Here is a 12,375-nt window from a genome sequence, read left to right as displayed (position 1 = left end):
CCGCACAGTTCCGACGCTTCCGAGATTAACCGCATCCCTTCTTCGAATTTCTGCATGGCCATATCCCGGGCGCTGATGAGCTGCCCTGTCCGGCTCGCCGGTACTGGCTCAGAACCCTGGTTTTGAGTCATTTTACACTCCATTTTGGTATGTCAGAACATTTTGATTTGAGCAAAGGTAGGACATGTGTAGAGACATTAAAGTTGTATCCTTTAACCTGAAAAAGACTTTAAAGTTGTAAAGTTTTAAAAAAACACATACAAAACATGATGCTAAGTGTGTATCACACGCTGTTCCAACATTATGCCTTGATGTTCTTGCAGGAACTGCAATTTACAGGAGGAAAAAGGTGTTTTTGTAGTTATCTGGCGTTACGTGACAGTGTTGGTCAGATACTTCCACCTCTTCAGAGTTAAAGTTTGATATATGGGAAAAAAAACGCTCCCGGACGGGAGCGTAAGCCAGTGACTTCGGCGTCAAATGAGGGTCTAACAAGTGGAGCTGCGGGTTAATTCTGGGTGATCTGACTGCGATGCTTATCAGCCTGCTGCTGGTGAACAACGGAAGACTGACCATTATTCGCCTTCTCATGTACAGCTGCGGCCTTCTCATGCTCGCTCATTTCAGAAAATGACTTTGCTGTTTCGTTGGTAGCTCCGGGTTTAGCTTTCATCATTTTTTTATGCATTTCAGCCATGTCCTGGTGGGCAGCAGAATTGCTGTTTTGCATCATGTCATGGGACATTGCGGCCTGATCGTGACTGCTCATATCCATCATTGTCATGCTGTCTCCCTGAATTGCACTTTTTTCAGCAGATGACTGCATCTGGTGGGCAGGTGCCTGTGCATTATTTACCTGGTCATGCATGTTCATTGTCTCTGCAGCCATGGCAGATGAAGCGGCAGCCATAATGGCAACAAATGATACGAGAATCTTTTTCATGGTTGGGTCTCCGGTGTTTACATACCCAAACAATCAATGGCTTATAACAGAGAAAGCAGTTGATCTCAGGGCGGGTTAATCATCACTCCAGGAACCAGGTGATTGTGTTATCACGCTGCTCCTGATTTATGAATAATTATAAAAAACCGCCTCTGTTTATCGCGTGACTGAATGATGACAATTTTGTCACCTTCCAGGTTTCTCCTGAACAACGGGATTAATCCATTAACAGGCGCACTTTGAACACAATTTCACGCCCCTGCTGTTCTGCTGACAGCTCGCCGCCGTGAGCATGAATGATCGACCTTGTAATTGATAATCCCAGCCCCGCGCCTTCCGTGTTGTAGAACCTTGATGAGTCTGCGCGATAGAACCGGTCAAACAAACGTTCCAGATTAGCGGGAACCTGGCCGGACATCGTATTCGTAATCATCACGTTCACACAGTCACTGTCACGCTCAAGGTGTATCGCTGTACAGGTGTTATCGGGAGAATACTTGATTGCATTGGAAAGCAGGTTACTGAAAGCACGTCGGAGCATATCGCTGTCTCCGGCAACAACGCCCTCTCCTTCAACCGTGATTGTCTTTCCTGTTTCGTCTGCCAGGGGCTCGAACAACTCACGTAATTCATTCAGTTCGGCTGCCAGATCCACATCATGTTTATCCAGCCGCAGCAGACCATGCTCTGAACGTGCCAGAAAAAGCATGTCACTGGTCATTCGTGACAACCTTTTCAGTTCTTCCAGGTTAGCGAATAAAATTTCGCGGTAATGCGAAACATCCCTTTCCTTAGCCAGTGCAAACTGCGTCTGCATCATCAGATTACTGACTGGTGTGCGCAGCTCATGCGCGATGTCAGACGAGAAATCTGACAGTTTCCGGAATGCCCCCTCCAGGCGATCAAACATATTATTGAACTCCTGCATGGTCTCAGAGATTTCCGGCGGAGCCAGATCGGGATTTAGACGCTGATCCAGGCTGTGTACGGTCATGGAGGAAGCCAGACTGGTCATTTCCCGTAGCGGTTTCAGACCAATACGTGTGGTCAGCCAGCCCAGAAAAACAGAAATAAAGACCAGACCGATATTGAACCAGAACAGCCAGGTACTGAGTTTGTCCATAAACAGGGTGTGATACCCAGTATCCGTGGCAACCGTAATGATGACATGTTTGCTTTTACCCTGTTCCGGCGTCACGGCAACCCGCCGCGAGATACTGCGGTACACGGTGTTATTTTCTTCCGTCTGGATCATATAGTCGAGAATATCACCCGACTTATTAAGCAGGACCGCTGGAACAACAGAATTTTTGGCATAGAGTTCAACAATTTTTTCATTTTCCATGTTTTTTATAGAAATGAATAAGCCATTGTGCCCCACCATCGCATCGTTTATTTTTTCTGATAATGACTTAATATCCGTTTTGTTCCTGAACGTCTCTGTTTTAAGAAACTCTTCGGTGAGCTGAAGTTTACCTGTCAGAAAATCGCGGTCCTGATTATCGAAATAGCCATTAAGGGTGCTAATCAGGATAAAACTTGATAACCACCATACCGTAAGCATCACCGCAGAAAAAATCAGGCTCAGGCGTGTGGTCAGGGAAATTTTGAACCTCACTCTTCTCTGATCTCCAGGACATATCCGGCACCGCGAACGGTATGGATCAGTTTTGGCTCAAAGTCATCATCAATTTTACTTCTCAGACGTCTCACGGCGACATCAATCACATTCGTATCACTGTCAAAATTCATGTTCCAGACCAGGGACGAGATAAGACTCCTGGGTAACACTTCTCCGGTGCGTTGCAGCAGCAACTCAAGCAGAACGTATTCTTTACCGGTGAGATGGATCTTCTTCCCCGAACGGATCACGGTCCGGCGCACCATATCAACGGTCATATCGGCGATGGTGCAGACTGTTGCGGCCTGCGAGCGTGCCCGGCGCAGTAGGGTTCTTACACGTGCAACCAGCTCCGTAAAATCAAAGGGCTTAATCAGGTAGTCATCTGCGCCAAGCTCCAGTCCTTTCACTTTGTCCCGCACGTTGTCCTTTGCGGTTAAAAACAGGACCGGTTCTTCGTGCCCGGACTCCCTCAGTGCGCTGATGATTTGCCACCCGTCGAGGAAAGGCAGCATCACGTCCAGTATTATCAAATCATACTGTCCCTTCGACGCGGCCCCGAGACCATCGCGGCCATTATTAAAGAGATCGGCCTGATAGCCTTCCTCAACCAGTCCCTGCTGCAGGTAACGACCTGTTTTTTGTTCGTCTTCAACGATTAAAATACGCTGCATGGTCAACTCGCTGATATGAAAGTAAAAATCTCACGCATGAGCTTTGGCTGTCCCCTAGCTGACCTGAGACGGAGCAAGCATTCCGAGCCACGCTACGGCGCCCAGAATGATAATCGCAACAACGAATTCTGTCAGGATGCTGTTTCGCATCAGGGCAACGCTGCGATCATAATTCCCTTCCCTGACCATAACTTCAAGCCGGGGACCCAGGTGAAACCGGTTTGCTGCAGCCAGAAGAAGCATCAGAACAAACAGAGCCGTCTTGGCAAGCAATATCCTCCCCCAGGAACTGTTGAATAAGGGAGTTAAGTTACCCTCAGCAATATACAGATAGTTGACCAGCGCACTCAGGATCAGGGCTACAACAATCACCGTTCCTGCCGTGGCAAATTTTGCCAGGGAGTCAGATATCACAATGACGCTCTGTGCATTATGCTCGTTTCTGCGCATCAGCAGGATAGCAAATGCAACCAGAGCACCTGTCCAGGCACCTGCAGCGCCGAGATGGGTCAGATCGCTCAGTAAATGGAGATAGTAATGCAGACCGTCATGCATAACGGCGTGTCCTCCCCAGGCAAGTGTAGCCAGCGCCACGCCCCCACTCATCGTCATCAGCAGGCAGGACAATACTCTCTTATTAGTGTAAAGGAACAAAGCACCGAGTGTGGTAAACAGGGCACAGAGCCTGACAATCCAGCTAATACCCACATCAGTTTCTTCTATCACCATCTCGATAACATGGATGGATAATTCTCTGAGGTCAGTTACTCCACTCATGGCATTAGATACCAGGAGCATATTAATGCCAGTAAGAATGATGCCTGTAACAACAGCAAAAGTTATAAACGACCTGAAATTAGTCAGGTTATAGGTTTCATGTCTGACACCGCTTATTCCATATATCTGAAAAAATGGCAATCCAAATATTACCATCAAATCCAGATAAAGAAGAAAACGAATAACAATCATAATCAGGTCGTTCATAATATTACTTCACTGTAAAGGTGTAATTACCGGTAATAAGGTGCGTATCTGAAGAAACCGCGCGCCAGTCAACACGATAAGTGCCAGCGGGTAAAGGCTCTCGCGGAATAATGACCATCGATTTAGGGTCAGCGCCTGGCGCCACTTTTGCCGCGACCGGCATCGGAGAATGTGATGACATGCCTTTCATACCCGTCATCGTTAATTTTGCACCTGAGAATTTCACGGTCAGATTTTCCGAGAAATTAAGCTGAATCTTTTCCGGGGCCGCTACGGCTGAATCAGCCTGTGGCACAGAGCTTTTTAATTCCGGATGGGCCATAGCAGAGAAAGCAACGCCCATAACGAGGCCACCTGTAAGAATGGCTTTATTTAAAATCGACATTTTATTTACCTGTTTAGTTGAGTGTTTTATATCAGTGCGTTAAAACCAGATTCTGGCTCCCGCCAGGAATACTACCTGATGGTCTTTCTCACCTTCTCTTTTCGCCATATCGGATGTTTTCCCGTAAAGTTGATTCCAGGAAACGCCTATATAGGGTGCAAACTCACGGCGTATTTCATAGCGCAGCCGGAGCCCCAGCTCTGTGTCAGTCAGTCCCCTGCCGCGACCCCGCGATTCATCATCCTGACTGTAGAAATTCACCTCATAGGATGGCTGGAGTATGAGCCGGTTAGTCAGTAAAACGTCGTATTCTCCTCCCAGACGAAGGGCTGCTTTTCCGCCATTACTGACAAAACCCGTAATTTCAGACTCAAAATTATAGAGTGCCAGCCCCTGAAAACCGACAGCAGCCCAGGTCCGGGCAGAAGCAGGTCTGAAATCCTGCCTGACACCCGCAACCAAATCCCACCATGGGCCAACCGCATGTCCCCAGAGTAACTGCGCTTCAGCCGCCTCCGTTTCCCCATTGCTTCGTTCACCTTCACTCTTTAGCCAAATCCGATCTGTGTCGCCTCCAATCCAGCTGTTAACACTCCAGCTGAAATTGTTGGTGTTATCCGACCGTTGCCATTCCAGTTGATCCAGCAGAACCAGATAATTAATCGCACTGTCGTGAATCGCATGCCCCTGTAAATTGCCGAATGCAGCCTTCCGGTCGGCATCGGTAACAGGCGGAATTGGCGTTCTGCTCTCAGTTACAATGGGCTCCATTGACGTCATCTCAGTGAAATTCTCATCTGCTGGCATCTGCATGGCAGACATGTCGTGCCCGGCGTGGGGATCTGCAGAGACGGAGCCCGCCGCAATAGAAAGCTGTGAGGTAAACAAACCGGCGACCAGAACAGGTATGGCCTTCAAATTTCTCTTCATTCGCATCATTCCTCCACCCGGACTTCACGAAACATTCCCATTTCCATGTGATAGAGCAAATGGCAGTGATACGCCCAGCGGCCAAGCGCATCTGCTGTCACTCTGTAACTGCGTTTTGTACCAGGGGGAACATCTATTGTGTGTTTACGAACCATGAAATTACCGTTTTCATCTTCCAGATCGCTCCACATACCATGCAGGTGAATGGGGTGAGTCATCATGGTATCGTTGATCAGCGTGATCCTGAGCCGCTCACCGTATTTCAGCAGCACCGGTGCGGCATCTGAAAACTTGATTCCGTTAAATGACCAGGCAAACTTTTCCATGTGGCCGGTTAAATGCAGTTCTATGGTACGGCCAGGTTCACGTCCGTCAGGATCCTCAAAGCGGCTTTTCAAATCCGCGTACGTGAGAACCTTTCTTCCGTTATTTCGAAGACCAATACCCGGATCATTTAATTTCGGAGAGACGCTCATCGCCTGCATATCAACCAGTGGGTTATCCGTTTCTGACGCAGGATGACTTTGCATACCCGGCATTCCGGCCATCCGGGAATGATCCATACCGGCCATGCTGCTGTGATCCATGGGCGCGGAGGATGTCCCGCTATCCGGAAGGTCAGCACCGTCCATAGACATCATCTCTCCGCTGTTATCCATGCCTCCCATCTGGCTGTGGTCCATTCCTGCCATATCATGTCCCATTCCCCCCATACCCATATCTTCCATGGTCAACAGAGGACGGGGATCGAGGGGGGGAACGGCAGCACTTAACCCCTCTCTCGTGGCCAGTGTCCCTCGAGCGTAACCGGTCCTGTCCATGGATTGTGCGAAGATGGTATAGGCCTCACCCTGAGGCTCCACAATGACATCATAGGTTTCGGCAACGGCAATCCTGAATTCGTCAACGGTAACCGGGTTTACATACTGGCCATCTGCAGCCACGACCGTCATTTTCAGCCCGGGGATACGGATATCGAAATAGGTCATTGCCGAGCCGTTGATAAACCGTAAGCGTATCTTTTCACCGGGACGGAACAGTCCGGTCCAGTTTTTCAGCGGGGCCTGCCCGTTCATGAGATAGGTGTAGGTGTAGCCACTGACATCCGCGAGGTCAGTCGGATTCATTTTCATTTCAGCCCACATTTTCCGATCGGCAATGGTGGCTGACAGCCCCCTGGTATTCACGTCGCGGAAAAAAGAGCCAACGGTTGGTTTATTGAAATTGTAGTAATCCGACTGTTTTTTTAATTTTTTCAGCAGGCTGTGAGGATTTTCATCGGTCCAGTCAGACAACATGACCACATGCTCACGATCGTAAGTAAACGGTTCTGGCTCCCCGGCATCGATGATAATGGCACCGTATACCCCCTCCTGTTCCTGCAGACCGGAATGGCTGTGGTACCAGTAAGTCCCGTTCTGCTTAACCTTAAAGGTGTAAACGTAGGTATCATCAGGCTCTATGCCCATAAAACTCAGCCCCGGAACACCATCCATATTGGCCGGAAGAATAATGCCGTGCCAGTGAATGGACGTCTGTTCATTAAGACGGTTTTTGACCTTCAGGGTAATGGTGTCACCTTCTTTCCAGCGAAGAACGGGCCCCGGCAGGCCTCCATTGATTGTTTTGGCCTGACGCTCACTGCCCGTGATATTGACGGCCGTTTCACCAATGGTCAGGTCAAACTGAGTACCCTGCAGGGATGCGGCAACTGGCAGGCTCAGACTGGAACGCGCATTGAAACTCCATACGCCAAGACTTCCGGCTACGCCAGAGAGGGTTAACCCCTTCAGGAAAGTTCGTCGAGACGTTTTCAACAGCATGCGTATTCCCTTATTTAAAGTATGGTTACTGACAGAATTCGAGAACCGATTTAAATTAAATTACTGGTTCATCCACTTACAATAAAATGAATCTAGCACACCTTAAGAAACAAATTCATTACAATCGTGTAATGTACATAGCTGTATTACATTTACGTCATCTTCCCCACAGGTTGATTATTTTTATATATGATCATAAGGACATCTTTTATGTACCTCAGAAGGTAATTACACATGAATATATTAATCACGACCACTGCGTTTACAGCTTTATTTTGTGGGGCAGCTTTTGCTCAGTCCAGTGATATTGCCCATGAAGCACATCGATTTGTTAATAATGCCTCAGCCGTCAGTCATGTGAATTCCTCGACGCATGAAAACTTACCGGACAGGGTTAATAAAAACAACACGCCCTCATTCTCTGAAATGAATGAACATGAAAGGGCCATTGTTGCTCATTCATTTATGAACAACAGCGCGTCCTATGCGCATCAGAAAATGATTGAGGAACATAAAAAAATGCTGTCCGGCAGTGACGCAAATTCAAAGACCTCGTCTTCTTCTTTTAACGAACTGAATGCCGGAGAAAAAGCCGCTCTCGTGCATGAGCAGGTCAATAATGCCGGTGCGGAAGCACATCAGACGCAGGCAAGAAAGCTTCGCGGGCTGTATTCGACCAGGTAACTGCAGGCGGGTTAGTGCTTAGCGTCAGGTGCGCAGCAGGGCTTTACTGACGGGTTACGTAGCAGGACATGAGCCCCATATTGCTCTGCCGTAACCTGTTTCAGTCCCGTTAATCATCACCGTCGGGCTGGTCATACAGTTCCCAGAGCTTCAGGAGCAAACGGGAAACAAGATATGTTACAAAAATGACGACCATCAACGGTGCTCCCGATTAACTGACAGATGACACGCCTCCTGAAAACCCCTAGCATACGCCGCAGTGTTCATGCTAACGGCGAATTCCAGTAAATGTATTCTACCGATGTCGTAAAAGAAAATGCCTACCTTTCAGCCACCCGCTCGGGGCTGGAATCGAACGAGATCGCTACTCTTCAGCGCTCCTTGCCTTCCCGGTTTAATCTGCGGCATTTGAAAAAAAATGAATCATTAAAACTCGTACTGCAAAAGAAAGCGGGAAAATCACGTGTCGTGGCCTATAAATTTACGTCCGGTTCATTTAATTACACGGCGTATCGTATATCAGATAAAAAGTTCTATAACCTTTCCGATACTTCCGGGAAAGGCAGTCTCGATTATCCGTTACCGGCCACAGCAAGACTCAGTTCGCCTTTCAATCCTGCAAGACTTAACCCGGTATCGGGAAAAGTGAGTCCCCATAATGGCATTGATTATTCCATGCCCATGAACACGAAAATAGTCAGCGTCATCGACGGAAAAATCACCCGGGCCGAATACAACAGTACCATGGGATATTTTGTTGAAGTAACGGGAAAAGCCGGTGTTAAAACTCGCTATCTCCACCTCAATAAAATACTCGTTACTAAAGGGGCCAGGGTTACACGGGGAGGTGCTATTGCGTTATCCGGTAACAGCGGACGTTCATCCGGTCCTCATCTGCATTACGAGCTGGTCATCAATAACAACCCTGTTAACTCTCTGGCGTTCCGGGCAGCGGCACCCGCTGATAACAAACTCGAACAGCATGCCTTTGCGCATGCCAGAGACTACGAACGATACCTGGACTGATAACGGGACCGCGACGCGGCCCCGTCTGCCGGATTAATTTTTTTTATCGTTTTCACTTCCGTGATGTTGATGATCTCCATGCCCTCCGTGGCCGTGGAAAAGATGCATTAGCGGGCAGACCAGCAATAACAGATATGGCCAGTAACCTGCCACATGTGACCAGTGTTCGCGCAGGAGGGCAAATGCCGCGATCGCGGCGACAGCAATAAGCGCATAGGTGGTACTTTTCATACTGGACTCCTTCTGTTCGTAACTGACCCTTCACTCAGTGTTATTTCCCGAGCCTGACACTTTTCAGACGCAACGCATTCACAATGACGCTGACGGAGGAAAGAGCCATGGCCGCCGCCGCAATAACTGGCGACAGCAGTATTCCATACACAGGATAAAGCAGACCTGCAGCCACAGGCACGCCAAGTGCGTTGTAGATAAATGCAAAAAACAGATTCTGACGGATATTTTTCATGGTGATCTCTGACAGATGACGGGCCCTGTTCAGTATCATCAAGTCGCCTTTGAGAAGGGTGACTCCGGCACTTTCAATTGCCACATCTGTACCCGTTCCCATGGCTATTCCCACGTCAGCCGCTGCCAGCGCCGGGGCATCATTCACACCGTCTCCGGCCATCGCAACCACATGGCCAGACGCTTTCAGTCGGGTTATCACTGCTTTTTTGCCATCCGGCAGAATCCCGGCTTCAACCTCATCTATTCCCAGTTTCCGTGCGACTGCTTCAGCAGTAAGCTGGTTATCCCCGGTGAGCATAACAATGCGGATCCCCGCCTGACGCAAAGCTTTAAGCGCATCCGGCGTGGTTGCTTTCACGGGATCCGAGATAGCTATCAGGCCTGCAAGGTACCCATCTGTGGCCACATAGATAACGGTAGCGCCTTCCATCCGCAACTTATCCGCAACGGCCTTTTGATTATCAATAACGATACTGTTTTCCTGCATAGCCAGTTCATTACCAATAACAACCCGTTGACCTTCAACATCGCCTGAAACACCTTTCCCCGACGGAGCATTGAAATCACTGACTGCGGGTATCATGATCCCCCTGTGCTGGGCTGCCCGGACTACAGCCATACCCAGCGGATGCTGCGAGCCTTTTTCCACTGCGGCCGCTACACGTAAAAGAGATGCTTCCCCACCCGGATTGAGACTGATAATCCCTGTCACCGTAGGCGAACCTTCCGTGAGCGTGCCTGTTTTGTCGACAACCAGCGTGTCCACTTTTTCAAGACGCTCAAGGGCTTCGGCATTCCTGATTAACACCCCGGCCTGGGCTCCTTTGCCTACCCCCACCATTATCGACATCGGTGTGGCCAGCCCCAGTGCGCAGGGGCAGGCAATAATCAGGACCGACACAGCCGCAATCAGACCGTGCGCCATCCTGGGCTCGGGCCCCCAGACAGACCAGATCACGAAAGCAACAACCGCGATAAGTATCACCAGAGGAACAAACCAGCCTGAAACGCTGTCAGCCATTCTCTGGATGGGGGCACGCGAACGCTGTGCATCAGCGACCATCTGAACAATTCGTGAGAGCATCGTTTCATCACCGACTTTCTCTGCACGGATGATAAGACTCCCTGTCTGATTAATCGTCCCCCCAATGACAGGGTCATCCTTCGTTTTGGTAACCGGCATAGACTCCCCGGTCACCATCGATTCATCAACGGTTGTTTTGCCTTCGATCACGATACCGTCGACCGGAATACTCTCTCCAGGTCTGATGCGGAGCTTATCGCCAGGCAGGACATCTTCCGCATTAATATCCGTTTCATGACCGTCATGATCCAGCCGTCTGGCGGTTTTGGGGGCAAGGTTCAGAAGCGCAGTAATGGCGCCTGAGGTTTGTTCCCGTGCCCGCAGCTCAAGAACCTGTCCCAGCAGAACAAGCACCGTAATAACTGCTGCGGCTTCAAAATAAACGGCCACCAGGCCATCCATGTTTCTGAACGATGCAGGAAACCAGGAGGGGAAGACGGTTGCAATGACGCTGTAAACCCAGGCTACGCCGGTCCCCATTGCAACAAGGGTAAACATATTCAGGGAGCGGTTACGTAACGACATTCCGGCCCGGGCGAAGAATGGCCAGCCACACCACAACACGACAGGGGAGGCCAGAAGCAACTGCAGCCATGTGTTGTACTGTGGCGGTACTGTATTCCTCAAGTCGGGAAACAGATGAGATCCCATTTCGAGTACCAGAACCGGAAACGCCAGCAACAACCCCAGCCAGAAGCGTCTTGTCATGTCGTGAAGTTCATCACTCGGCCCCGTGGATGCCGTAGCTACGAGCGGCTCCAGTGCCATTCCACAGACAGGACAGCTTCCGGGACCACTGCGGCGTATCTCCGGGTGCATCGGACATGTCCACACACCTTCAGAATTCTCTTTTTCCGCCTGGTGGTGAGGCTGTTTTATCTGATCAGGGCTGACTTCGTGATGATCGTGGTGATGGTGATGGGAATGTTCACTGGCATCTTCGGTAAGATAACGATCGGGATGGGCTTTAAATTTACTCTCACAGCTGGCGGAGCAGAAATAAAGTTGATGGTCCTGGTATCGAATGCTGCTGTGCGCCCTGTCGGGCAGGATGGCCATCCCGCACACGGGATCTCTCACCTTATGCAATACGTGGCCCTCGTCCGGGGATAATGTCTGCTCAGAAGCAGTCTGGTTGTTGTGTTGCACTGCATTGTTATTTTTCACTGTAACTCTCCTTATGCATATCTGAAGCATTTTCTGTCTTCAGGGTATGTCATGGATGCGATTACCACGAATATCGCCGGCACAGGAGTGCCTGCTACCGGCGTCCCGTTATCAGCCGTTCCGCTGACTATTCGATTCGCTGGAAGACTTTTTTACTTCCATCCGGTGAGAATGCGATAACATCGTAAGCCTCTTTTCGGGCTCCCATCTCCATTCCAGGACTTCCTGCTGGCATACCGGGGGTGGCGAGACCGTATATACCCGAACCAGACTGCATTGCCTTATGTATCGTTGTCGCAGGCACATGGCCTTCAATGATCAAATTACCGGCAACCGCGGTATGACAACTTCGTAGTCCTGCAGGAATAGCATGCTTTTCTTTCTGGGCTGACAGCGCCTGATCATTCATGACGTGAGTTCGTACTTCGAACCCGTCTTTTTCCATCGCTTTGCCCCACAGGGAACAACAGCCACAGTTTTCAGATTTGTACATATCAATGACTTTTTCACTCGCCATCGCGGGTAGTGAAAGGCCGAGAGCCAGCGCCATTAGAACCACTTTTTTCATACTCACCTCTGTATATTA

At 49.5% G+C, this 12,375-nt stretch carries 12 protein-coding genes; 2 read left to right on the top strand and 10 right to left on the bottom strand.

Features of this window, described 5'->3' with window-relative positions; all coding sequences use genetic code 11:
- Positions 1-508: 508 nt before the first annotated feature.
- The 7 genes from pcoE to pcoA all read right to left on the bottom strand — a co-directional run bounded on the left by pcoE (position 509) and on the right by pcoA (position 7,360).
- Entirely contained in the window at positions 509-943 is a 435-nt protein-coding gene (gene pcoE / locus ACSIPU_RS28965) for a copper resistance system metallochaperone PcoE (RefSeq protein ID WP_000723069.1), read from the bottom strand.
- Positions 944-1,160: 217 nt separating this feature from the next.
- Positions 1,161-2,561 (bottom strand): copper resistance membrane spanning protein PcoS, encoded by a 1,401-nt coding sequence (gene pcoS, locus ACSIPU_RS28960; RefSeq protein WP_001211180.1) that lies wholly within the window; start codon positions 2,559-2,561, stop codon positions 1,161-1,163.
- Positions 2,558-3,238, bottom strand: a complete 681-nt coding sequence (pcoR, locus tag ACSIPU_RS28955; RefSeq protein WP_001188930.1) for a copper response regulator transcription factor PcoR — start codon at positions 3,236-3,238, stop codon at positions 2,558-2,560. Before pcoR ends, pcoS begins: the two co-directional genes overlap by 4 nt.
- Positions 3,239-3,292: 54 nt before the next feature.
- Positions 3,293-4,171 carry a copper resistance inner membrane protein PcoD gene (pcoD, locus tag ACSIPU_RS28950; protein ID WP_229692861.1) on the bottom strand — a complete coding sequence of 293 codons (879 nt, stop codon included), beginning with the start codon at positions 4,169-4,171 and terminating at the stop codon, positions 3,293-3,295.
- 55 nt (positions 4,172-4,226) lie between these two features.
- Positions 4,227-4,607 carry a copper resistance system metallochaperone PcoC gene (gene pcoC, locus ACSIPU_RS28945; RefSeq protein WP_020219105.1) on the bottom strand — a complete coding sequence of 127 codons (381 nt, stop codon included), beginning with the start codon at positions 4,605-4,607 and terminating at the stop codon, positions 4,227-4,229.
- Between the two features lie 39 nt (positions 4,608-4,646).
- Positions 4,647-5,537, bottom strand: a complete 891-nt coding sequence (gene pcoB, locus ACSIPU_RS28940; RefSeq protein ID WP_001378118.1) for a copper resistance outer membrane transporter PcoB — start codon at positions 5,535-5,537, stop codon at positions 4,647-4,649.
- 5 nt (positions 5,538-5,542) lie between these two features.
- The gene (gene pcoA / locus ACSIPU_RS28935) at positions 5,543-7,360 is read right to left on the bottom strand and encodes a multicopper oxidase PcoA (RefSeq protein ID WP_000925240.1); all 1,818 of its coding nucleotides are present in this window, start codon (positions 7,358-7,360) and stop codon (positions 5,543-5,545) included.
- Between the two features lie 234 nt (positions 7,361-7,594).
- Between pcoA and ACSIPU_RS28930 the strand changes: the two genes are divergently transcribed.
- The gene (locus ACSIPU_RS28930) at positions 7,595-8,044 is read left to right on the top strand and encodes a copper resistance protein (RefSeq protein ID WP_001023257.1); all 450 of its coding nucleotides are present in this window, start codon (positions 7,595-7,597) and stop codon (positions 8,042-8,044) included.
- Positions 8,045-8,332: 288 nt separating this feature from the next.
- Entirely contained in the window at positions 8,333-9,070 is a 738-nt protein-coding gene (locus ACSIPU_RS28925; RefSeq protein ID WP_000287501.1) for a peptidoglycan DD-metalloendopeptidase family protein, read from the top strand.
- 33 nt (positions 9,071-9,103) lie between these two features.
- Here ACSIPU_RS28925 and ACSIPU_RS28920 read toward each other — a convergent pair whose 3' ends face one another.
- The 3 genes from ACSIPU_RS28920 to ACSIPU_RS28910 all read right to left on the bottom strand — a co-directional run bounded on the left by ACSIPU_RS28920 (position 9,104) and on the right by ACSIPU_RS28910 (position 12,357).
- Positions 9,104-9,301, bottom strand: a complete 198-nt coding sequence (locus ACSIPU_RS28920; protein WP_000843494.1) for a DUF2933 domain-containing protein — start codon at positions 9,299-9,301, stop codon at positions 9,104-9,106.
- A 40-nt stretch (positions 9,302-9,341) separates the two neighbouring features.
- Positions 9,342-11,819: an Ag(+)-translocating P-type ATPase SilP gene (gene silP / locus ACSIPU_RS28915; RefSeq protein ID WP_001398208.1), complete on the bottom strand. Its 2,478-nt coding sequence runs from the start codon at positions 11,817-11,819 to the stop codon at positions 9,342-9,344.
- 97 nt (positions 11,820-11,916) lie between these two features.
- A complete protein-coding gene (locus tag ACSIPU_RS28910) occupies positions 11,917-12,357 on the bottom strand; it encodes a DUF411 domain-containing protein (RefSeq protein ID WP_000758229.1) in 441 nt (146 codons plus the stop codon).
- Positions 12,358-12,375: the final 18 nt, after the last annotated feature.

Source organism: Klebsiella sp. HN106, assembly GCF_051209435.1.
GTDB classification, from domain to species: Bacteria; Pseudomonadota; Gammaproteobacteria; order Enterobacterales; family Enterobacteriaceae; genus Klebsiella; species Klebsiella oxytoca.
The sequence above is the reverse complement of the archived record's forward strand: the minus strand, read 5'-3'. Positions and strand labels throughout refer to the sequence as shown.